The 23,839-nt window shown below is 42.2% G+C and carries 13 protein-coding genes and 3 rRNA genes; 12 read left to right on the plus strand and 4 right to left on the minus strand.

What is annotated here, in order from left to right:
• The 3 genes from FHG08_RS07380 (at position 1) to FHG08_RS07390 (ending at position 3,578) form a co-directional block, all read left to right on the plus strand.
• A complete protein-coding gene (locus tag FHG08_RS07380) occupies positions 1–921 on the plus strand; it encodes a flagellar motor protein MotB (protein WP_010390949.1) in 921 nt (306 codons plus the stop codon).
• Between the two features lie 153 nt (positions 922–1,074).
• Positions 1,075–1,560 (plus strand): hypothetical protein, encoded by a 486-nt coding sequence (locus FHG08_RS07385; protein WP_178955261.1) that lies wholly within the window; start codon positions 1,075–1,077, stop codon positions 1,558–1,560.
• A gap of 77 nt (positions 1,561–1,637) precedes the next feature.
• Positions 1,638–3,578 (plus strand): DNA topoisomerase III, encoded by a 1,941-nt coding sequence (locus FHG08_RS07390; RefSeq protein WP_178955263.1) that lies wholly within the window; start codon positions 1,638–1,640, stop codon positions 3,576–3,578.
• A 28-nt stretch (positions 3,579–3,606) separates the two neighbouring features.
• On the opposite strand, the gene FHG08_RS07395 is transcribed toward FHG08_RS07390, so the two are convergent.
• Positions 3,607–4,917, minus strand: a complete 1,311-nt coding sequence (locus tag FHG08_RS07395) for a M20 family metallopeptidase (RefSeq protein WP_178955265.1) — start codon at positions 4,915–4,917, stop codon at positions 3,607–3,609.
• 112 nt (positions 4,918–5,029) lie between these two features.
• Here FHG08_RS07395 and FHG08_RS07400 point away from each other — a divergent pair, with 112 nt between their 5' ends.
• From FHG08_RS07400 to glsB, 5 genes are all read left to right on the plus strand, one after another.
• Complete coding sequence (locus FHG08_RS07400; protein ID WP_138605123.1) at positions 5,030–5,887, plus strand: tetratricopeptide repeat protein; 858 nt, start codon at positions 5,030–5,032, stop codon at positions 5,885–5,887.
• Between the two features lie 605 nt (positions 5,888–6,492).
• A 16S ribosomal RNA gene (locus FHG08_RS07405) occupies positions 6,493–8,028 on the plus strand.
• A gap of 294 nt (positions 8,029–8,322) precedes the next feature.
• Positions 8,323–11,207 (plus strand): 23S ribosomal RNA (locus FHG08_RS07410).
• A 137-nt stretch (positions 11,208–11,344) separates the two neighbouring features.
• A 5S ribosomal RNA gene (gene rrf, locus FHG08_RS07415) occupies positions 11,345–11,459 on the plus strand.
• The 16S, 23S and 5S rRNA genes sit together here, the layout of an rRNA operon.
• An 843-nt stretch (positions 11,460–12,302) precedes the next feature.
• Positions 12,303–13,226 (plus strand): glutaminase B, encoded by a 924-nt coding sequence (glsB, locus tag FHG08_RS07420; RefSeq protein ID WP_138605120.1) that lies wholly within the window; start codon positions 12,303–12,305, stop codon positions 13,224–13,226.
• Positions 13,227–13,248: 22 nt separating this feature from the next.
• Here the strand turns inward: glsB and FHG08_RS07425 are convergent, their stop codons facing one another.
• Positions 13,249–14,553, minus strand: a complete 1,305-nt coding sequence (locus FHG08_RS07425) for an inosine/guanosine kinase (protein ID WP_138605119.1) — start codon at positions 14,551–14,553, stop codon at positions 13,249–13,251.
• Between the two features lie 177 nt (positions 14,554–14,730).
• On the opposite strand from FHG08_RS07425, the gene tadA reads away from it, so the two are divergent.
• Positions 14,731–15,237, plus strand: a complete 507-nt coding sequence (gene tadA / locus FHG08_RS07430; protein WP_138605117.1) for a tRNA adenosine(34) deaminase TadA — start codon at positions 14,731–14,733, stop codon at positions 15,235–15,237.
• On the opposite strand, the gene FHG08_RS07435 is transcribed toward tadA, so the two are convergent.
• Positions 15,234–15,404 (minus strand): hypothetical protein, encoded by a 171-nt coding sequence (locus FHG08_RS07435; RefSeq protein WP_008115566.1) that lies wholly within the window; start codon positions 15,402–15,404, stop codon positions 15,234–15,236. The genes tadA and FHG08_RS07435 overlap by 4 nt on opposite strands.
• A gap of 136 nt (positions 15,405–15,540) precedes the next feature.
• A complete protein-coding gene (gene mltF / locus FHG08_RS07440; RefSeq protein ID WP_138605116.1) occupies positions 15,541–16,992 on the minus strand; it encodes a membrane-bound lytic murein transglycosylase MltF in 1,452 nt (483 codons plus the stop codon).
• A gap of 211 nt (positions 16,993–17,203) precedes the next feature.
• On the opposite strand from mltF, the gene purL reads away from it, so the two are divergent.
• The 3 genes from purL (at position 17,204) to FHG08_RS07455 (ending at position 23,835) form a co-directional block, all read left to right on the plus strand.
• A complete protein-coding gene (purL, locus tag FHG08_RS07445) occupies positions 17,204–21,094 on the plus strand; it encodes a phosphoribosylformylglycinamidine synthase (protein WP_178955267.1) in 3,891 nt (1,296 codons plus the stop codon).
• Positions 21,095–21,218: 124 nt separating this feature from the next.
• Complete coding sequence (locus FHG08_RS07450; protein ID WP_178955269.1) at positions 21,219–23,660, plus strand: YdbH domain-containing protein; 2,442 nt, start codon at positions 21,219–21,221, stop codon at positions 23,658–23,660.
• Complete coding sequence (locus FHG08_RS07455) at positions 23,653–23,835, plus strand: YnbE family lipoprotein (protein ID WP_008115575.1); 183 nt, start codon at positions 23,653–23,655, stop codon at positions 23,833–23,835. Before FHG08_RS07450 ends, FHG08_RS07455 begins: the two co-directional genes overlap by 8 nt.
• Positions 23,836–23,839 lie beyond the last annotated feature (4 nt).

The following is a 23,839-nucleotide window of genomic DNA, read 5'->3' on the forward strand; positions in this document are numbered from 1 at the left end:
ATGTCTGATGAAGAGTGTAAATGCCCACCCCCAGGGTTACCTGCATGGATGGGGACATTTGCCGATTTAATGTCGCTATTAATGTGCTTTTTTGTACTCTTACTCGCGTTTTCTGAAATGGATGTGCTTAAATTTAAGCAAATTGCAGGTTCTATGAAGTTTGCTTTTGGTGTGCAAAATAAAATTGAAGTTAAAGATATCCCAAAAGGCACCTCGGTTATTGCAATGGAGTTTACTCCAGGTAAGCCTGAGCCGACCCCCATTGAAACTATTCAGCAGCAAACAGTTGAAATGACTCAGCAAATGCTAGAGTTTCAGGCGGGCGATGAAAGCTCTGCTGGCGGACGCCAAGAACAACGAGGCGAAAAACGAGGCGGTGAGTCTAGCAGCACCTCTGAAGAAGTAGCTTCAGCGCCTTCAGTTTCTGCTGCTGATCAAGAGCAAATAAATGACTTAGTTAAAAAAATTGCACAACAGCTTGAAAAGCAAATTATTGATGGAGCTATTGAGCTTGAGTCATTAGGTCAGCAAATCATTATTCGTATTAGAGAAAATGGTTCGTTTCCATCGGGCAGTGCGTTTTTACAACCCCAGTTTAAACCTATCATTCAAGATATTGGCCGGTTACTAAAAGATGTTCCCGGGGAGATCACCGTCTCCGGTCATACTGATGACTTCCAAGTCTCTAATGAGCTTTATATTAATAACTGGGATTTGTCCTCTAAACGAGCTGTTGCGGTAGCAAGTGAGCTGCAAAAAGTTGCGGGTTTTGATAAAACTCGAATGATGGTCGTGGGGCGTGCAGAAACCAGACCTTTAGTGCCGAATGATTCACGAGAAGATCGAAGACGTAACCGCCGGGTAGAAATATCAATTTTACAAGGCAAGGCGAAAGAATCAGATCCTATTGATATTAGATAGAATTTATTGGTTTTGTTACTTTTTTAGCATAGAATACACCTTTATTAACAGATGTAATTAAACTGGAGTGAATATGTTGGATAAGTTTTGTAGTATGCCTGGTAATGGAAATGGCGATGACGATGATAAAAAAACGAATTTTACTAAGTAATCATGCCTGATTGGTTTGATAAAGTCTTAGAGATTACAAACAGTAGCTGGATGCTTTTTTTGAGCCCAGCTATTTTTGTTTTTTATTTACGAAAAGATTTTTGTGCTTTAAGGTTTACTTTATTAACAGCCGCTTTTTTTCTTTTTGGTGCTTTAATTCATTCATCAATCAAAGAGTTTGATGACGGTACCTACATATATCGTTATATAATTTGGGCATTTAATGATTTAGCGTGGATGGCTCTGATTGCTTATTTGGGCCTGAAAGATAAACTGCATTTGTGGCAATGCGTACTGGGCCAACTTGTGGTTATTGGTGCACCCATCCTGCAGTTGTTTCGTCTAGTTGACCGTCACCTTTGGGATTTATCGTACAGCACTTATATGTATAAAACTTTGCTGCCATTAATTAATATTGGCACTATTGTAGTGTGTTATCTTCCCCTTTTATATATTTTTGCTAATAAGCGAAATAAAGCTTTAAGTTAATAACTACAAAAACACCCCTCGTTTTAAAATGATATGCTAGACTACTGTTTATATGAACAGTGTTAGAGCTTTTGGTTATGAAACTTTATATTGCTGAAAAACCCTCGCTGGGTCGCGCTATTGCAGACGCACTTCCTAAACCGCATAAAAAGCATGATGGCTATATTGAGGTAGCGAATGGTGATTGTGTATCTTGGTGCATAGGTCATTTGCTCGAACAAGCAGAACCCGATGACTATGACGAGCGTTTTAAAAAGTGGCAGTTTGAACATTTACCTATTGTGCCAGAACATTGGCAACTTAAAGCAAAGCCTAAAACTCGTAAACAACTCACTATTTTAAAAAAGCTAATCAAACAAGCAACAACACTTGTACATGCTGGCGATCCTGACCGTGAAGGCCAGTTATTAGTTGATGAAGTAATAGAACAAGCAAAAATCAGCCAAGCAAAAAAGCAAAATATTCAGCGCTTACTGATCTGTGACTTAAACTTAACGGCAGTTAAAAAGTCACTAAATAGTATGCGTGCTAACCGTGACTTTATTCCTTTGAGTGTTTCTGCTCTTGCGCGGTCTCGTGCTGATTGGTTGTTTGGCATGAACTTGACGCGTGCATACACATTAGCGGGGCAAAAAGCGGGATTTGGTAATGTATTGTCGGTTGGACGAGTGCAAACACCCATTTTGGGCCTAGTAGTTAATCGCGATAACGAGATAGCAAATTTTGTATCAAAACCATTTTATGAAGTACTTGCTCACCTTGATACACCTAAGGAGCAATCATTTACTGCTAAGTGGATACCAAGTAAAGCGTGCGAACCTTATCAAGATGAAGAGGGCAGAGTGCTTAACAAAGCTTTAGCTGAAAATGTAACTTCACGTATCGCTAATCAACCAGCAAGCGTAACTGCTCTTGAGCAAAAGCAAAAAAAACAAACCGCGCCGCTTCCCTATAATTTGTCTGCTTTACAAATAGATGCCGCTAAAGCGTTCGGATTGCCAGCGCAAAAAGTGCTCGATATTTGCCAGGTTTTATATGAACGTCATAAGTTAATTACTTACCCACGCTCAGATAATCGTTATTTACCAAAAGATCATCACCAAGATGCAGCTGCGATACTAAAAGCGATTGCAGTAAATGGAGGCCAAAAAGCAGAATTTGTTAATGGAGCAGATGCAAAAAAACGAAGTAAATGTTTTAACGATTCAAAAGTAGCAGCTCACCACGCGATTGTACCAACAGCTAAACAGTTAAAAACTGTGAGTTTAGCAAGTGATGAAGAAAAAATTTATCAGTTAATAAGTCGACACTATTTAATTCAGTTTTATTCCGATTACATTTATAACGAAACCAAGGTAGAGGTAACTATAGCGGGTGGTTTATTCAAAGCTAATGCAAAACAAGATGTAGACTTGGGTTTTAAATTGCTTATGGGTAAGTCAGAACTTAAAGAAGAAGCAACGTTGCCTTATTTGGAAAAAGGCATGGTACTTACCTGTACTAAAGGTGAGGTGGTGCAAAAGCATACAACTCCTCCTGCTCATTTTACCGATGCAACCTTACTTGCTGCTATGACGGGAATTAGCCGTTATGTAAAAGACTCGCAAATAAAAAAAATATTAAAAGAGACAGATGGCCTTGGTACTGAAGCCACTCGCGCAGGTATCATGGAACTATTATTTAAACGTCGCTTTTTAAAACGTGAAGGAAAAGCAATTAAAGCAACTGAAACAGGTCTGGCACTAATTAGTGTATTACCTGAGGGGTTATCAAGCCCCGATTTAACTGCAAAATGGGAGTCGAGTTTAGGAGATATCGCTCAGCAAGCAATGAGTTATCAGCAATTTATACAGCCTTTGCTAGCTGATTTAACTAATTTTGTAAGCCAAGCAACTAACTGCGATAGTAATGTATTTGCACATTTGCCAAAAACATCGCCTAAGAAGCGTTTTGCTAAACGTACAAAGAAAGCGCCGTATAAAAAGTCGAGTTACAAAAAAAGCCCTGCGGTAAATTAAACTCAGGGCTTGAAAATAACCTTGAAGATTATTGATTGAATAATGCCGCAGCGGCATTGCTCATTGCAGTTATTCCTGTTGGAAGCGCTACTTTATAATCGGGAGCAAATTTACTTGAATGTAATGAAGGGAGTGTTTCGTTATTTTTCATCGCATTTGTATATTGCTGTTGGTTAACTCCGCCTAACCAAAATAAAGTAATGGGGATGTTTTCTTCTGTTCTACCATATAGTCCAAAGTCTTCACCAGCCATAACAGCTTTAGTTTCAAGTACATTTTTTACACCAATTGCATCAGCAATGGCACTCCTAACTATATTTGTTTGCTCCGGATTATTGTAAGTAGATGGAATCGATTCACTTTCATGAACATACACTTCTGGGTAGAGCGCTTTTTCTAGACCTGCACTTTGTGCAATACCTGCAGTAATACGTTTAATCGCAGCAATTTGCGCGTTTCTAACTTCCGGGTTATAGCTACGCAGAGTAAGTTGTAGCTTTACTTCATCAGAAATTACATTGTGTTTTGAGCCGCCATGGATAGATCCAACAGTGATCACTGATGGTTCAAGAGGAGATAACTCCCGACTCGTAATTGTTTGTAATGCTAAAATGGTGCGAGCAGCAATAATAACAGGGTCAACAGTCGTATGTGGATAGGCTCCATGGCCTCCTTTGCCTTTTATTGAAATATCAACTGAGTCGACGCTTGCCATAGTGTACTCATTTTTCAGAGCAATTTTTCCTGCAGGTACACTAGCACTAACATGTAAAGCTATAATATGATCGGGTTTTGCGTATTTGCTAAATAACCCCTCACTAAGCATTGCTTTTGCACCACCCCCAACTTCTTCAGCCGGTTGCGCAACCATCATTAAAGTACCTTGCCACGACTGTTTATTTTTAATTAGTTGTTGCGCGGTGCCTATAAATGAACTCATATGAATATCATGACCACAACCATGCATAACACCGACTTTGCTACCTTGTTTATTTAGTGTGGTAACAGTTGATGCGTATGCTTTTCCTGTTTGTTCTGTGATTGGTAAGCCATCAGTATCAGTTCGAATCATAACGGTGGGGCCTTGGCCATTTCTATATATACCTACGACGCCATAACCGCCAACGCTATTGGTTACATCAAACCCAAGCTTTTGAAGCTGCGAAGCCATTTTTTTACCTGTTTGCTGCTCATGATAAGACAGTTCAGGTGACTGGTGTAAATCTAGATAAAGCTTTTCTATTGCTGGCATACTTTTATTAAGATCAAGCTTAAGTGTTTGCGCACTTAATAATGGGCTAACTAATAAACACAGTGCACTCGCATATACTAATTTCATATTTCCCTCATTTATATTGTATGCGTGTCTTAAATGATTTAGACACATGTCTTGTAATTATTATCTTCATCACCATATAAAAACCTAAATAGATGAACATGGCAATAACTCAATGAGCAATATAGTTAATCTTAACGCACAAAACCTTCAGCAAGTATTAGGTGAGACATCACAACAAAAGTTAGTATTACTTAACTTTTTTTCGCCTCAAAGCCCAGAATGTATTAGCCAAGCAGCTATTTTAGATAAGCTAGCCGCCGAATATAATAACTATATAGTTGTAGCAAACTTAGATTGTGATGCAGAGCAAGCTTTGGCCTCGCAACTTGCCCAGCAAGTAGGTTTACAAACCTTGCCTACTTTAGTGTTATTAAAAGACTCAGCTCCAGTTGATGTATTAGCGGGTGCACAAACAGAAAGCCAAGTACGTGATGTCCTATCTAAACACTTACCTGCGCAACAAGACCTATTATTAGAGCAAGCCAAGCAAGCACTGGTTAATAGTGATTTAAATGCCGCGTTTAATTATGCTAAGCAAGCGTATGAGTTAGATAGTAGTAATGCGAGAATTAAATTAGTGCTTGCAGATATATGTATACAGATTCACAAACTAGATGAAGCCGCTGCATTAATAGAGACAATAGAAGCACAAGATCAAGATGCATACTTCAATAACATTAAAGCTAAATGTGAGGCTGCGCTAGAGGCAACTGATTCACCTGAAATAAAAGCATTGCAAGAAAGAGTAGCCAAGCATCCCAATGAGCTTGAATTACAAATGGAACTAAGTAACCTACTTAATGAAGCAGGAAGGAAAGAGGAAGCATTAGAAGCACTCTTTACTATTCTTAAGAAAGATCTGAATTTTGATGAGGCTAAGCCAAACTTCTTGGCTGTTATTGCGTCTTTACCTGATGGCGATGCGCTAGCTGCTAAATATCGTCGCAAGCTTTATAGCATTTTGTATTAACGATTAAGATAAACTCTCTATAAAAAGCACCAATGTTAAGGTGCTTTTTTGTTTCTGCGTTAGGATAGCAGGGTAAAAGCAAGGTTATCCACAGGGTTTTGTGGGTATCCTGTGTTTCTGGGTGGGGTATCTTTGGGGTAAGAATTAAATGCAAAAAAGCGTTTAAAAACGCTTGCGTTAAAATCGATTCGCCCTATAATGCGACCCCACTGAGACGGGGAACGCCAACGCATAGCGAGGCACGAGCTACTCAGTGAGTCTAGTAAAACTTAGTTTTGAAAACTTTCAAGTTTAACAAAATTAAGTGTTGACAAAAAAATAGGAAAGCGTAGTATGCGCAGCCCTAGCGAGATAAAGTTTAACGCTTTAATCGCAGCGTTCTTTAACAATATAAAGCAATCATCTGTGTGGGCACTCGTACAGATTGAGTTCTAACAGCCAAGCTTAATTTACTAAGTGAGGCAAACAAATTTAGAGTCTCAATTGAAACTGAGTGACCAACAGCAATAACTACTTCGGTAGGAATTGCAGCACAGTCAATTCAATATCGAAAGATATTAAATAAATTCAGAATTCATTGAGCTGTCGAAAGACATAAAACTTTTTAATTGAAGAGTTTGATCATGGCTCAGATTGAACGCTGGCGGCAGGCCTAACACATGCAAGTCGAGCGGTAACAGAAAGTAGCTTGCTACTTTGCTGACGAGCGGCGGACGGGTGAGTAATGCTTGGGAACATGCCTTGAGGTGGGGGACAACAGTTGGAAACGACTGCTAATACCGCATAATGTCTACGGACCAAAGGGGGCTTCGGCTCTCGCCTTTAGATTGGCCCAAGTGGGATTAGCTAGTTGGTGAGGTAATGGCTCACCAAGGCGACGATCCCTAGCTGGTTTGAGAGGATGATCAGCCACACTGGGACTGAGACACGGCCCAGACTCCTACGGGAGGCAGCAGTGGGGAATATTGCACAATGGGCGCAAGCCTGATGCAGCCATGCCGCGTGTGTGAAGAAGGCCTTCGGGTTGTAAAGCACTTTCAGTCAGGAGGAAAGGTTAGTAGTTAATACCTGCTAGCTGTGACGTTACTGACAGAAGAAGCACCGGCTAACTCCGTGCCAGCAGCCGCGGTAATACGGAGGGTGCGAGCGTTAATCGGAATTACTGGGCGTAAAGCGTACGCAGGCGGTTTGTTAAGCGAGATGTGAAAGCCCCGGGCTCAACCTGGGAACTGCATTTCGAACTGGCAAACTAGAGTGTGATAGAGGGTGGTAGAATTTCAGGTGTAGCGGTGAAATGCGTAGAGATCTGAAGGAATACCGATGGCGAAGGCAGCCACCTGGGTCAACACTGACGCTCATGTACGAAAGCGTGGGGAGCAAACAGGATTAGATACCCTGGTAGTCCACGCCGTAAACGATGTCTACTAGAAGCTCGGAACCTCGGTTCTGTTTTTCAAAGCTAACGCATTAAGTAGACCGCCTGGGGAGTACGGCCGCAAGGTTAAAACTCAAATGAATTGACGGGGGCCCGCACAAGCGGTGGAGCATGTGGTTTAATTCGATGCAACGCGAAGAACCTTACCTACACTTGACATACAGAGAACTTACCAGAGATGGTTTGGTGCCTTCGGGAACTCTGATACAGGTGCTGCATGGCTGTCGTCAGCTCGTGTTGTGAGATGTTGGGTTAAGTCCCGCAACGAGCGCAACCCCTATCCTTAGTTGCTAGCAGGTAATGCTGAGAACTCTAAGGAGACTGCCGGTGATAAACCGGAGGAAGGTGGGGACGACGTCAAGTCATCATGGCCCTTACGTGTAGGGCTACACACGTGCTACAATGGCGCATACAGAGTGCTGCGAACTCGCGAGAGTAAGCGAATCACTTAAAGTGCGTCGTAGTCCGGATTGGAGTCTGCAACTCGACTCCATGAAGTCGGAATCGCTAGTAATCGCGTATCAGAATGACGCGGTGAATACGTTCCCGGGCCTTGTACACACCGCCCGTCACACCATGGGAGTGGGTTGCTCCAGAAGTAGATAGTCTAACCCTCGGGAGGACGTTTACCACGGAGTGATTCATGACTGGGGTGAAGTCGTAACAAGGTAGCCCTAGGGGAACCTGGGGCTGGATCACCTCCTTATACGATTTAGAACTTATTTGTTCGTAGTGTCCACACAGATGATTGTTAGTTAGTTTGCTCTTTGAGTTTACTAATTAATATGCTCTTTAAAAATTTGGAAAAGCTGATAATAAAATTCGTATGAATACATTGTATTTGTACAGAGTTTTCAAAAGTAAAAAAGAATGATAGCAGTATCATTCAGTGCCATTTAATAAACGTTTTACGTTTGTTGATTGGTATCTACTTTAGTATTCAATATTAACTTCTGGCGAAGTTAAACTGTCACAAAACAAAGACCCGTTTGGGTTGTATGGTTAAGTGACTAAGCGTACACGGTGGATGCCTTGGCAGTTGGAGGCGATGAAGGACGTATTAACTTGCGATAAGCCTAGTCAAGCTAGTAAAAAGCACTTGAGACTAGGATTTCCGAATGGGGAAACCCACCTGCTTGCAGGTATCGTTAACTGAATACATAGGTTAACGAGGCGAACGCGGAGAACTGAAACATCTAAGTACCCGTAGGAAAAGAAATCAACCGAGATTCCGATAGTAGCGGCGAGCGAAATCGGAACAGCCCTTAAGCTTATTATGTGTTAATGGAAGGCTCTGGAAAGTGCCACGATACAGGGTGATAGTCCCGTACATGAAAACGCATTTTAAGTGAAATCGAGTAGGTCGGAGCACGTGAAACTTTGACTGAATATAGGTGGACCATCATCTAAGGCTAAATACTCCCAACTGACCGATAGTGAACCAGTACCGTGAGGGAAAGGCGAAAAGAACCCCTGTGAGGGGAGTGAAATAGAACCTGAAACCGTGTACGTACAAGCAGTAGGAGCCCCTCGAGGGTGACTGCGTACCTTTTGTATAATGGGTCAGCGACTTATATTTTGTAGCGAGGTTAACCGATTAGGGTAGCCGTAGGGAAACCGAGTCTTAACTGGGCGAATAGTTGCAAGGTATAGACCCGAAACCCGGTGATCTAGCCATGGGCAGGTTGAAGGTTGAGTAACATCAACTGGAGGACCGAACCCACTAACGTTGAAAAGTTAGGGGATGACCTGTGGTTAGGAGTGAAAGGCTAATCAAACCGGGAGATAGCTGGTTCTCCCCGAAATCTATTTAGGTAGAGCCTCGGACGAATACTTACGGGGGTAGAGCACTGTTAAGGCTAGGGGGTCATCCCGACTTACCAACCCTTTGCAAACTCCGAATACCGTAAAGTAATATCCGGGAGACACACGGCGGGTGCTAACGTCCGTCGTGAAGAGGGAAACAACCCAGACCGCCAGCTAAGGTCCCAAAGTCATAGTTAAGTGGGAAACGATGTGGAAAGGCCCAGACAGCCAGGAGGTTGGCTTAGAAGCAGCCATCCTTTAAAGAAAGCGTAATAGCTCACTGGTCGAGTCGGTCTGCGCGGAAGATGTAACGGGGCTAAACTATGCACCGAAGCTGCGGATTCAGAATTTATTCTGAGTGGTAGGGGAGCGTTCTGTAAGCGGTTGAAGGTGTACCGGGAGGTATGCTGGACGTATCAGAAGTGCGAATGCTGACATGAGTAACGATAATGCGGGTGAAAAACCCGCACGCCGGAAGACCAAGGGTTCCTATCCCATGTTAATCAGGGTAGGGTAAGTCGACCCCTAAGGCGAGGCCGAAAGGCGTAGTCGATGGGAAACGGATTAATATTTCCGTACTTGGTATAATTGCGATGGGGGGACGGAGCAGGCTAAGCAAGCATGGCGATGGTAGTCCATGTGAAAGTGTGTAGGCTAGTGACTTAGGTAAATCCGGGTTGCTGTTAGGCTGAGACACGAGACGAGTCACTACGGTGATGAAGTTGCTGATGCCATACTTCCAGGAAAAGCCTCTAAGCTTCAGATTATACCGAATCGTACCCCAAACCGACACAGGTGGTCAGGTAGAGAATACTAAGGCGCTTGAGAGAACTCGGGTGAAGGAACTAGGCAAAATCGTACCGTAACTTCGGGAGAAGGTACGCTCCGATTGGTGATGAGACTTGCTCTCTAAGCTGATTGGAGCCGCAGTGACCAGGTGGCTGGGACTGTTTATTAAAAACACAGCACTGTGCAAAATCGCAAGATGACGTATACGGTGTGACACCTGCCCGGTGCCGGAAGGTTAATTGATGGGGTTATCTTCGGAGAAGCTCTTGATCGAAGCCCCGGTAAACGGCGGCCGTAACTATAACGGTCCTAAGGTAGCGAAATTCCTTGTCGGGTAAGTTCCGACCTGCACGAATGGTGTAACCATGGCCACGCTGTCTCCACCCGAGACTCAGTGAAATTGAAATCGCAGTGAAGATGCTGTGTACCCGCGGCTAGACGGAAAGACCCCGTGAACCTTTACTACAGCTTGGCACTGAACATTGAACCTACATGTGTAGGATAGGTGGGAGACTTTGAAGCAGAGACGCTAGTTTTTGTGGAGTCGTCCTTGAAATACCACCCTTGTAGTTTTGATGTTCTAACGTTGGCCCCTGAATCGGGGTTACGGACAGTGCCTGGTGGGTAGTTTGACTGGGGCGGTCTCCTCCCAAAGAGTAACGGAGGAGCACGAAGGTTGGCTAAGTACGGTCGGACATCGTACGGTTAGTGTAATGGTAGAAGCCAGCTTAACTGCGAGACAGACACGTCGAGCAGGTACGAAAGTAGGTCATAGTGATCCGGTGGTTCTGAATGGAAGGGCCATCGCTCAACGGATAAAAGGTACTCCGGGGATAACAGGCTGATACCGCCCAAGAGTTCATATCGACGGCGGTGTTTGGCACCTCGATGTCGGCTCATCACATCCTGGGGCTGAAGTCGGTCCCAAGGGTATGGCTGTTCGCCATTTAAAGTGGTACGCGAGCTGGGTTTAGAACGTCGTGAGACAGTTCGGTCCCTATCTGCCGTGGGCGTTTGAGAATTGAGAGGGGTTGCTCCTAGTACGAGAGGACCGGAGTGAACGAACCGCTGGTGTTCGGGTTGTCATGCCAATGGCATTGCCCGGTAGCTACGTTCGGAACTGATAAGCGCTGAAAGCATCTAAGCGCGAAGCAGGCCTCGAGATGAGTTCTCACTAGACTTTTAAAGTCTCTGAAGGGCCGTTGAAGACTACAACGTTGATAGGCAAGATGTGGAAGTGGTGTGAGCCATTAAGCTAACTTGTACTAATTACCCGTGAGGCTTAACCATACAACGCCAAACGCGTTTTATGTGATAGTGAAACAAGCGAAGAAGTTAATAGACTAAAGTAGATTACTGAAAACTTTTATTATCAGAAATTCCAAATTTTAGTTAGTGCGTAGCGATACGGACTGACACCAAATTTGCTTGGTGACAATAGCGTTTTGGACCCACCTGACCCCATGCCGAACTCAGTAGTGAAACGAAACAGCGCCGATGATAGTGTAGCATTTGTTATGTGAAAGTAGGACATTACCAGGATCCAATTAAAGAAACCCGTTACAGCAATGTAACGGGTTTTTTGCTATCTGGGGTTTAGTAAATAGCCAAGAACCCATGCCAAACTCAGTAGTCAAACAAAACAGCTCGAAGGCGAGCCCCGCGGAAGGCCGCCCCGACACAATGATAGTGTGGCATTTGTTATGTGACTTTCTACCGCTGTGGGTACCATGACATTACCAGAATTCAATTAAAGAAACCCGTTACAGCAATGTAACGGGTTTTTTGCTGTTTGGGGTTTAGTAAATATCTAAGAGCCCATGCCAAACTCAGTAGCCAAAAAAAAACAGCTCGAAGGCGAGCCCCGCGGAAGGCCGCCCCGACACAATGATAGTGTGGCATTTGTTATGTGACTTTCTACCGCTGTGGGTACCATGACATTACCAGAATTCAATTAAAGAAACCCGTTACAGCAATGTAACGGGTTTTTTGCTGTTTGGGGTTTAGTAAATATCTAAGAGCCCATGCCAAACTCAGTAGCCAAAAAAAAACAGCTCGAAGGCGAGCCCCGCGGAAGGCCGCCCCGACACAATGATAGCATCGCATTTGCTATGTGACTTTTTACCGCTGTGGGCACTGCGACATTCTACTGCGCTGTCGCTACGAAGTAGCGCACCGACTCTAATTAAAGGCATCAGATTAAAGTAAAAAAAGTAGGAACTTAAAGCCCTTACTATGGTTTACTTATGCTGTAATAGTTTCGAAGTTTGTAGTGAAATATTTTCATTGATATCAGCGAATCCCCTATTTGCTCAACATTACCATGCGGTTATGGATCTGACGTGTTAAAATTTAGTTTTAGATTTCGTATTATTGAGGTGTCGATTGCCAACGAGTGATTACCAACGAGTGTTAAATGAGATAACTCAAGAGGTTAAGCCTTTACTAACGCAGGGTAAAGTTGCCGATTATATACCGGCATTGGCAGAGGTTTCTCCTGAGCAGTTCTCTATTGCTATTTATACTACGGAAGGAGAAATTTTCTGCGCCGGTGATTGTGAGCAACGTTTCACAATTCAATCTGTATCTAAAGTAATGACTCTGACATTAGCTTTGCAACGCTATGGCGATGAATTATGGAATAGAGTTGGCAAAGAGCCTTCAGGTACAGCGTTTAACTCTCTGACACAGCTTGAGTTTGAAAAAGGGATTCCACGTAACCCATTTATTAATGCGGGAGCGATTGTTACCTGTGATGCTTTGTATAGTCGTTTATCAGCTCCAATGCACTCTATGCTTGAAACATTTCGCGATTTATCAGGTAATCGAAGTATTGTAATTGATAAGCAAGTGGCTAACTCAGAATATGAGTTTCGGCATAGAAATGCGGCAATGGCACATTTAATGAAATCATTCGGTAACTTTGAAAATGAAGTAGATGATGTCCTTTGGTCGTATTTTAATTTTTGTGCCATAGAACTTAATTGTATTGAACTTGCTAAGGCGTACAATTTTTTAGCCAATAAAGGGATGGATTACAGCTCAAACAAACGAGTACTTTCTAGTCGTCAAAACAAGCAATTAAATTCGTTGTTATTTACCAGTGGGTTATATGACGCAGCAGGTGACTTTGGTTATCGTGTAGGCATGCCTGGTAAATCGGGTGTTTCTGGTACAATATTAGCGGTGTTACCGAATAGATTTACAGTGGCAGTCTATTCACCAGGATTAAACTCTTTTGGTAACTCAGTGGCGGGAATAGCAGCATTAGAGCTGCTATCTAAAAAGCTTGATATATCTATATTTTAGCTTTGTTTAGCGTAATGGGATCTTATTGATCCCAATACACTTGTTCTAAACAATCTTCGCGCTCAGGCAAACCACGAGATAAGCGAGGAGAGTGCTGTACAAGTACTTCAAAGCTTGCACGGTTAGCATATTTGCTAATTTGTGCGAGCGAAGAGTAGGTAATGGCTTGTTGCTGATGCTTTGCTGAATTAGCAACATTCAACTTATGATAAACATTCGCTGATAAGTCATGTAAAACCGCGGCTAAAGCACAGTCACCGGCACCATTGGTATTTTTAATCGAGTCAGGCCCGCCCATAAACGGCGCTGTATGGCTATATGCCTTTATAGGGTTTTCACAGTCAACTTTACGCATTGCACGTGAAAATTCATAACGATTAAAATCTGGTATGGCACCCGGTAATAATGGATACTCTGTTTCACGTTTGCAGCTGTCGTCAACAAAACCAGCCATAAATAAGCCTTTTTCACCGGCTGTACAAATAACTAAGTCAACCCAATCTAATGCTTTGTCAGCAGCAAGAAGTGGATCTTCATATCCAGTAATTGCTTGGCCTTCTTCTTCGTTCATAGCAAGTATATCAACATGCTTTTCTACAAAGTTAGCCCACCATGTCGGGTCCTGCTCGATAAGAAACTTAGTCCCCAGTGTTAATACCACGGGTACATTTGCATCGTTAGCATACTTGATTGCTTGCATAGTCGCTTCGGTCATGGTTTCATCACCTTGAGTACGCATTAAATAAGCACTGATGACTAATGCTGATGAGCCTTCTATTAGCTCTTTATCAATTGACTCTGGCTTTAGGTAATTCATCAGGCCAGCACTAATAGCAAACGTGCGCTCACCTGTTTCATCAATCAAGGTAAAGCAACGGCCAATAGGACCATCGACTGGTTGTAAGTAGTCTAAATCTACACGACTTGAGTTATTACATAAAAATCTATAAGCATAACTGCCTATTTTTATATTTTCGCTCATTACGCCTAATAGTACCGAACGATCATCAGCAAGTACGGAATAGTTGTGCATTGTGTTGCCAACGGTTCCTCCTGCGAATTCGTAATCGACCATATCGTTTAGTTTTAAGCGATCGTATAAAGCATTAGTGATGTCATTATCTATAACTTGCGACATCCCTCGGCGCAATTGAAATTCATCGAGAAAAGCTTGGTCAACCTTAGCTTCTATATCAACAACGATTTGATCGATCCCCGTAACATAGCTGCGGTGTAATCGTTCTGTGGCGTTAAGTTGATTGGTCAGTGGATCTTTGGCTTCCACTGGGAAATAATGTTTATGCCTGCGGCGTCCAGGAAATTTCATTTGCTACCCGTGTTGTGAGCTAAATAAAAAAAGCGAGAGATTATAGCGTAAATCCCGCCTTATGGGCCATGGTAAACCACTTAAATTTGTTTTATTTTTGCAATAAAGTGATCAATTACGCATTTTTTTACGCTAAGTTGGTATAATTACGGCATAAAAAATAGTTAAGTAATAATCATGACAGAGCCATTTGACGACCAATATTGGATGGAACAAGCCCTTGTGTATGCAAAACAAGCAGAGCAACTCGATGAGATACCTGTAGGCGCCATTATTGTCAAAAATAATCAGCTTATAAGCGCGGGTTATAATCGCTCAATTACCGATAATGATCCGTCGGCTCATGCTGAGATGATAGCGGTAAGAGAAGCCGGCAAAGTGCTTAATAACTATCGCTTAATTGATTGCACTTTGTATGTTACGTTAGAGCCGTGCTCTATGTGTGCAGGTTTATTGGTGCACAGCCGAATTAAACGCTTAGTATTTGGTGCTGCCGATGCTAAAACGGGTTCTGCTGGTTCAATTATGAACTTGTTGCAAGAACCTCGTTTAAACCATCAGGTAGAAATAACGGGTGGGGTTTTAGAGACACAATGTGCAGAGACTATTTCTAGTTTTTTTAAGCGTCGCCGATCACAAATAAAAGCAGCAAAGCTAGCCGCTCGCAACCTTAACAGAGATTAGTCTGCAGCTGCTATTAAGGCGTCTAGCTCAGCCATTTGCTGCATAGCGAACATGCGGCGACGCCAGATAACCTTTTTATGCAAATTTCTTAACATCACTCGACGGCGAGTCGCAGTTGAGTGCTTTATACAACGTTTAAGTTGATGTGTACGTCTACGTTTAAGCATGACTTGTCCTTACGTGCTTGGTGATGACACAAATTTTAATACAATTGAGCCAGATTATTGAATAATTGATTGCAAGTAAACAACTATTTGCTTTTCTGACATGTAGCTAATATAGCGCGAAATTTTCAGAATGCATTTATTTTTCTTTTTCTGCTTCACCAGTGATACGTTGATTTGCATCATTTGGTTTAATGCTTTGATCTTTAGTTTCTTTTTCGGTTGTTGGCGGTGTAGTTGCCATTGCATTATTTTCATCAAGCCAAACTAGCGCATCGTAATAGCGACGAATATTATCAACATAAGTCACTGCAACATCACCGCGAGCATAGCCATAGCGGGTATTACGGTAGTGACGTTTTTTTACTAGTAATGGTAAGCGCTTTTTAACATCAGCCCATTTATCAGGGCTAGCTCCTTGTTGTTCGGTAATTATGCGGGCATCATTGACGTGGCCCCAACCAACATTATAAGCGGCAAGTGCGAGCCAAGTACGATCAGGCTGCGGGATTCTATCTGGTATACGTTTGATTAATTTAGCTAAGTATTGAGCACCGCCACGTATGTTTTGTTCTGGCTCCAAGCGATTAGTAACACCGACTTGTTTTGCTGTGCGCCTTGTTAGCATCATAATGCCGCGCACCCCTGTTGGCGATTTAGCTCGTGGGTTCCACATCGACTCTTGATAACTCAATGCAGCAAGTAAGCGCCAATCAAGGCTACCCGCATATTGTATAAACCAAGGCTGATATTTAGGCAGTGTTTCTTTTATTGCATCTATATAGGCTAAGGTATTAACGTAATTAAACTGACGGACATGGCCAAAATACTTCTCTTCAAGCACATAAAGTTGATTATTTTGTTTTGCTTCACCGAAAAAAGGAACTAGTAATGCGTACAAAGAGTCATCATTCGACTTTTTGAGTATCCATGCAATTGAATCATTACGGGTAACTGAAAAGCCAATACTCAAGTTAGGGTGATAGCGCCTAAACAACGCTAATGTATGAGAATCTGCCAAGGTGTAATCTATTTCACCATCAATAACGGCTTGTAATAACTCTTCCTCATCAAATTCTTCGGTTTCATTCCAAGTTAAATCTGGGTTGGTTTGTTGTATTTCTTCTAATGTGAGCGAGTGACTACTTTTAGCAATAACAGTGAAGTTACCAGTTAAATCATCAAAATCTCTAGGGCGTTCACGGCCTTGTTTAAATACTAATTTTTGACTAATTGTTCTGTAAGTTGGGCCATAGCGGTAACGTTTGGCGCGCGCCTTGTTAAAAGTAAGTCCAGAGGCAATTAAATCGAGATCGCCACTATCTAAGCGCGCAAACATATCGGATAAATTAAAAAAGGGCACAATTTCAAGCTCTACCCCAAGGTAATCGGCGAATGCTTGAGACAGTTCAAATTCAAACCCTTGTTCACCTTGAACAGCTTGATAGTAATTACTTGCGCTGGCGAGTGTACCCACACGAATTTTATTTTCTGATTTAATTTGGGCAAGCTGTGTTGACTGCTCTTGTGTATTACAGGCACACAAAAGGATGACTAACGTAATAATTGTTATTAGCTTTATCTTCAACATATTCGCCTCTTTAGCATCGTATCTCCTGTTATAACAAAACTTACTGATTACGTCACTTACCGTTTAATCGCAGTAAGTAAAAAATAGGTGTAAACAAAAAGAAAAAGTTAATTTAATGAAAAGCGCATTTTTGAGTTAAATCTGGGAGTAATTTGGACTATAATACGCGCCTAAAATATCGTTCAATCCCTAACCCCGGGTGAAATTACTTATGTTGATCCTTCGTGGTGCACCAGCACTTTCAGAGTTCAGAGTTAATAAAATTTTAGCGCGTTGCCAACAATCGCAACTTCCTGTCACCAATGTATATGCCGAATACGCTCACTTTGCCGATTTAACATCGCCATTAGACACTGATGAGCAAACCAAACTTGAAAAGTTATTAACCTATGGACCAACAATTGCTGAGCATACGCCAGCGGGTCAGTTGGTATTAGTAACGCCTCGACCTGGTACTATTTCGCCATGGGCTTCAAAAGCGACTGATATCGCTCATAACTGTGGGCTTAAACAAGTTCACAGGGTTGAACGTGGTATTGCTTACTATGTTGAAGGTGATTTAAGTACAGAGCAGCTTACACACGTTATTGCGCTTCTTCATGACCGTATGACTGAAGCTACTCATAGTAAATTAGAAGATGCAGCGCAGTTATTTCGCAGTGATGCACCTCGCCAAATGTCATCAGTTGATATTTTAGGTGGCGGCCGCGAAGCATTAGCCGTAGCCAATATAGAGCAAGGGTTTGCACTTGCTGATGATGAAATTGACTACTTAGTGGAAAACTTCATCAAGTTAGGGCGCAATCCTAACGACATCGAATTATTCATGTTTGCACAAGCAAACTCAGAGCATTGTCGTCATAAAATATTTAATGCTGATTGGACTATCGATGGTATTGAACAGCCAAAGTCGCTGTTTAAAATGATTAAAAATACCTTTGAGCATAACCCTGAAAATGTACTGTCTGCTTATAAAGATAACGCAGCCGTAATGAAAGGCTCAAAGGCGGGTCGCTTCTTCCCGAATGCGCAAGGTGAATATGCGTATCATCAAGAAGACATTGAAATATTAATGAAGGTTGAAACCCATAACCACCCAACGGCAATTGCGCCCTTTTCTGGTGCGGCAACAGGGTCGGGCGGTGAGATTCGCGATGAAGGTGCAACTGGCCGTGGTTCAAAACCAAAAGCCGGCTTAGTGGGCTTTACTGTATCTAACTTACGTATTCCTGGTTTTGAACAACCTTGGGAAAGTGATTTTGGTAAGCCTGGGCGCATAGTGAATGCCCTTGATATTATGACTGAAGGCCCATTAGGTGGTGCTGCGTTTAATAATGAGTTTGGCCGTCCTAATCTTTTAGGTTATTTCCGTACATACGAAGAAAAAGTAACGAGTCACAATGGTGAAGAGGTACGTGGTTACCACAAGCCAATTATGCTTGCCGGTGGTTTAGGTAATATTCGTGCTGATCATGTTCAAAAAGGCGATATTCCAGTAGGCGCAAAACTGATTGCGCTTGGCGGCCCTGCAATGAACATTGGTTTAGGCGGTGGTGCTGCATCTAGCATGGCATCGGGTCAATCAAACGAAGATTTAGATTTTGCTTCTGTTCAACGTGAAAACCCAGAAATGGAACGTCGTTGTCAAGAAGTAATCGACAAATGTTGGCAGCTAGGTGATGCAAATCCTATTGCGTTTATACATGATGTGGGCGCTGGTGGTTTATCAAATGCATTCCCTGAGCTTGTAGATGATGGTGGCCGTGGTGGTAAATTCCAACTGCGTGACATCCCTAATGATGAGCCGGGCATGGCACCACACGAAATTTGGTGTAATGAATCGCAAGAGCGATATGTGCTTGCTGTGGGCGTTGAAGACTTTGCACGCTTTGAAGCAATTTGTAAGCGTGAGCGCGCACAATATGCAGTTATTGGTGAAGCAACAGAAGAGCGTCATTTAACGGTTGCAGATAGTCATTTTGATAACAGCCCTGTAGATTTACCATTGGATGTATTACTAGGTAAAGCACCTAAAATGCATCGTGATGTTACGTCGCAACAAGTAGTCGGTACTGCATTAAATGTAGAGGCAATTAATCCTGCGGATGCAGCGCAGCGTTTATTACGTTTACCAACCATTGCAGAAAAAACCTTCCTGATTACTATTGGCGATCGCTCTGTAACTGGTTTAGTAGCGCGCGATCAAATGGTAGGCCCATGGCAAGTGCCTGTGGCTAACTGTGCAGTTACCGCAGCAACTTACGATACCTACCACGGTGAAGCTATGTCATTAGGTGAACGTACTCCAGCGGCATTACTTAATTATGGCGCTTCTGCACGTTTGGCTGTGGCCGAGTCTCTTACAAATATTGCTGGTACTAATATTGGTAGTCTTGAGAACATTAAGCTATCTGCTAACTGGATGGCGGCTGCAGGTCACCCTGGTGAAGACGCAGGTTTATATGAAGCGGTAAAAGCTGTTGGTGAAGAGTTATGTCCAGCACTTGGGTTAACAATCCCAGTAGGTAAAGACTCGATGTCGATGAAAACGACATGGAAAAATGAAGATGATACAACTGAGCAATCAGTAACATCGCCTTTATCACTGATTATTACAGCCTTTGGCCGTGTTGACGATGTACGTAAAACGGTGACTCCACAGCTGCGCACTGATAAGGGCGACACTTCGCTTATTTTAGTTGATTTAGGTGCGGGTAAAAACCGTATGGGCGCATCAAGCCTTGCACAAGTTTATAAGCAGCTTGGTGATGTTACTCCTGATGTAGACAGCCCTGAGTTACTAAAAGGCTTTTATAATGCTATGCAGGCGCTAGTGGCTGATAGCAAGTTACTTGCGTATCACGACCGTTCAGACGGTGGCTTGTTTACTACTATTGCTGAAATGGCGTTTACCGGACATACCGGTGTAACCGTAGATTTAGCGACTTTGACTGGCTCGGATATTGAAGCGCTTTATAACGAAGAGTTAGGTGCTGTAATTCAAGTAGCAAACAGTGATTTAGATGCTGTAAATTCTGTATTTGAGCAGCATGGTGTTGCCGCAATTAGCCATGTGATTGGCTCGCTTAATAATGACGATAACATTGTATTTAATCGTGGTGAGCAAACAGTACTTAATCATACGCGTACTGAGCTTCGTACAATTTGGGCCGAAACAACCTATCAGATGCAAGCGCGTCGTGATAACCCTGAGTGTGCTAAGCAAGAATTTGACGCTAAATTTGATGCAAAAGACCCAGGCTTAAACGTTAAACTTAACTTTGACTTAAACGAAGATATAGCTGCACCGTACATTGCGACAGGTGCTAAGCCACAAATGGCTATTTTACGTGAGCAAGGCGTTAACTCGCACCTAGAAATGGCTGCTGCGTTTAACCGTGCTGGTTTTGCTGCGGTAGATGTTCACATGAGTGATATTTTAGAAGGTCGTTTAACGCTTGAACAGTTTAAAGGTTTAGTGGCGTGTGGTGGCTTCTCTTACGGTGACGTATTAGGCGCTGGTGAAGGCTGGGCTAAGTCAATATTGTTTAACGATATGGCACGCGATCAGTTCCAAAGCTTCTTCCATCGTGAAGATACCTTTAGCTTAGGTGTATGTAACGGTTGTCAGATGCTATCAACATTAAAAGAGTTGATTCCAGGTACTGAACATTGGCCGCGCTTTGTAACTAATAAGTCAGAGCGTTTTGAAGCACGCTTTAGTCTGGTTGAAATTCAAGAAAACCCATCGGTGTTCTTTAATGGGATGGCAGGTTCACATATGCCAATTGCAGTTTCTCATGGTGAAGGTCATGCAGAATTTGCAAACGATGCGGCAACTAAGGCTGCACTTGCAAGCGGCACCGTAGCGGTTAAGTTTGTTGATAACTACGGTAATCCAACAACACAGTACCCAGCAAACCCGAATGGTTCACCTGAGGGGATCACGGGTATTACATCAACAGATGGTCGTGCAACTGTAATGATGCCACACCCTGAACGTGTATTCCGTGCGGTTGCTAACTCTTGGCACCCAGATGAGTGGGTTGAGGATAGCCCATGGATGCGTATGTTTAGAAATGCGCGTAAAAATGTAGGTTAATATACACGCTAGATTCATGATCTAGATGTAAGATAAAAAGGCTGCCTTGTGCAGCCTTTTTTGTTTAGACTGTTCAAGGTTCAAGGTTCAAGGTTCAAGGTTCAAGGTTCAAATTAAGGATAGTATGATCAAACGCATCGCATGGGGAATCGTGTTTTTATTTCTGAGTGTTCTAACACTGGGTTATGTATTTCGTATGCCTATAACTCAATGGGCTATAGCGCCATCTTTGAGCCAATCTGGCGTTGAATTACATTGTTTAGATTGGTCACTAAATGCAAATATTAGCTTAAACGTAAACCGGTTATGTTTGACTTACCAAGGCCATCAAATTGAGCTTGGTAGCATTGTGGCTGATACAAAAAAAATAACTGTTGGCCGCGCTAATCTTCGTTTAAATGATAGCGAGAGTGTCTCAGCAAGTAATAATTCCTTCAAAAAGCTGGCACTTAGTTTACCCAAAGAGCGGCCGAAAATTGATATCAAAAGATTGTTAATTACCCACCCACAACTTCATGATGAACTGGTAGTTAGCATTGGTGAAGAGAAGCTAAATACATTTGTGATTTCAGGTGATGCAATCGCAGAGGTAACAGTCAGCAATCATAAAATTACTGGTCACTTTAAGTTAGCTGATGGATTACTAACAAAGATAAAGCCGATACCCGCGCTTTCATTAAACAGTGGGCATGAGTTCACCTTTGATGGGTTATCCGTTGATATAAAATCAAACATAGATGCTGAGTTTACACAGCAATTTAGTAAATGCCCAGTAACGCTAAAGGCTTTTGGTGATATGAATATTTACTATCACTTTAACGATAAAAAAGCCTTGTTAAATACACAGCAATTAACCAGCTTGGTAACGTTTGATAGTGATTGTTTGACGCTTATAAGCAATCAATCACAGCGTGAATTTGTAGCCAAGCAGCTGCCGTTAAAATGGCAATTGATGCTCAGTGATACGGTAAAGTTTGAAAACGGACAACTTGTTATACCGTCAATGCTATTAAACACTAAAAATAGTGAAACGAAGCTGAGCCTGAAAAACCTAGCAATTAATGTTCAGCAGCCGTTAGAGTATGCCAAAGGCAATATTAAGTTATTGTTTATCAGCGAAGGTATTGAGCATATAGAAATAGATGCAGCTTTAAATAACTTGGCTGTGAATGGCAACTACCAATTAAACGTCGATGAGCTGCCTGGTTTTTTACCTGTATCAGCTAAAAAGGTAGCAAGCACAGGTCAATTTAAAATAGCGGATGTTTTACAACATAAAAAAAATGCGAAAATAACCAGCGAGATTGCTTTTGCTGAGCTTAGTTTTGATAAATTAACAGTAAAGGGCTACAAGGCACAGTTTACGACTGAGATTGACGATAAACAAAATATCAACGCAAGCTTGGATAGCCATTTACGCTCAGTGGCTTATGAGCAATACCAAGTGCGTGGTGTAAATAATCAATTATCAGCATCTTCTAGTTTGGCTGTTGGCGAATTATTTGTCGATTTAAACAGTGAAACTAAACTTACCCAACTTAACAGTGACTTTTTAAACCTAAGTAATATTCGCATAAGCTCTAAAGGCCTGCAAAGTCGGGCGCTTCAAGCCTCACATCATGTATTTATTGATGGTATTGAGTTGGTAGCCAGTCACCACATATCTGCTGTGGAACATCCATTTGAGATAACAGTTGCAGATCAAGCTGTGACTAAATTTAACCCTGTTTTACAGCAGTTTGAACCATTAGCCACGCTGACCGATGGTAGCTTTAATGGGGTTGTTCGCGGAGATGTTAATTTACAGCAGGCTGATTTTGCATTTCAAGTCGAACAGGTAAGTGGCTTATACAACGATTATTTAGCTAAGCATTTTAGCAGTCGCTTAACGGGTTCTTATGATTCAGGGCAGCTTAATGTGGCTCCTACTACATTTGAATTAAATGAGTTACGAGCAGGTGCTGTTGTGAGTAACATTGTCGGTAATTTTAGTGTTGAGAACTCTATTGCTCGCGCTGAAAAAATAACTGCTGATGTACTTGGTGGTCGTTTTGCTTTGGATAGCTACAAAGTGACGGAAAAAGCGCAGCAGTCTTTGGTCACATTTGAAAATATTGATGCGAGTAAACTTATTACCTTAGATGATAAATCAGGCATTACACTAACTGGTCGAGTGAATGGCCGCTTACCCGTTTACTTTGATCAACAAGGTATTTCGGTAAAATCTGGTGAATTATCTAACCAAGGAACAGGTAAACTAGTTATTACTGACAATGCAGCTTTTGATGCAGTTAAAGCTCAGCAACAAGAACTGGACCCGATTTTAAGCTTGTTGGAAGATTTAGACATTCAGAGCTTAAACAGTAGTGTTGACTTAAAGCCTGACGGTTGGCTTTATTTAGGTGTAAACTTAAAGGGATACAATAAGGAACAGGCGCAGCAAGTTAACTTTAATTACAACCATGAAGAAAATGTTTTTACACTCTTAAGAGCATTGCGCTTAAGTGATGAAATTACTCAAAAAGTTGAACAAGAGTATTCAACAAAAGGAACTAAAAATGACTAAATGGCTGATAATACTTACAGCACTGGGGTTGCTTAGTGCATGTACGCACCGCGTTGAAGTGGCAGCGAAAGAGCCTATCACCATTAATTTAAATGTGAAGGTTGATCATGAAATTCGCGTAAAAGTTGATAAAGAGCTAGATGACTTATTTAGCGATGACAGTGAGTTATTCTAAGGAG

It is taken from the genome of Pseudoalteromonas sp. Scap03 (genome assembly GCF_013393115.1).
GTDB lineage: Bacteria > Pseudomonadota > Gammaproteobacteria > Enterobacterales > Alteromonadaceae > Pseudoalteromonas.

Bases quoted from the DNA above. Each gene is read 5' to 3' on its own strand.
- FHG08_RS07380 (WP_010390949.1), top strand. From the start codon at position 1: ATGTCTGATGAAGAGTGTAAATGCCCACCCCCAGGGTTACCTGCATGG.
- FHG08_RS07385 (WP_178955261.1), top strand. From the start codon at position 1,075: ATGCCTGATTGGTTTGATAAAGTCTTAGAGATTACAAACAGTAGCTGG.
- FHG08_RS07390 (WP_178955263.1), top strand. From the start codon at position 1,638: ATGAAACTTTATATTGCTGAAAAACCCTCGCTGGGTCGCGCTATTGCA.
- FHG08_RS07395 (WP_178955265.1), bottom strand. From the start codon at position 4,917: ATGAAATTAGTATATGCGAGTGCACTGTGTTTATTAGTTAGCCCATTA.
- FHG08_RS07400 (WP_138605123.1), top strand. From the start codon at position 5,030: ATGAGCAATATAGTTAATCTTAACGCACAAAACCTTCAGCAAGTATTA.
- FHG08_RS07425 (WP_138605119.1), bottom strand. From the start codon at position 14,553: ATGAAATTTCCTGGACGCCGCAGGCATAAACATTATTTCCCAGTGGAA.
- tadA (WP_138605117.1), top strand. From the start codon at position 14,731: ATGACAGAGCCATTTGACGACCAATATTGGATGGAACAAGCCCTTGTG.
- FHG08_RS07435 (WP_008115566.1), bottom strand. From the start codon at position 15,404: ATGCTTAAACGTAGACGTACACATCAACTTAAACGTTGTATAAAGCAC.
- mltF (WP_138605116.1), bottom strand. From the start codon at position 16,992: ATGTTGAAGATAAAGCTAATAACAATTATTACGTTAGTCATCCTTTTG.
- purL (WP_178955267.1), top strand. From the start codon at position 17,204: ATGTTGATCCTTCGTGGTGCACCAGCACTTTCAGAGTTCAGAGTTAAT.
- FHG08_RS07450 (WP_178955269.1), top strand. From the start codon at position 21,219: ATGATCAAACGCATCGCATGGGGAATCGTGTTTTTATTTCTGAGTGTT.
- FHG08_RS07455 (WP_008115575.1), top strand. From the start codon at position 23,653: ATGACTAAATGGCTGATAATACTTACAGCACTGGGGTTGCTTAGTGCA.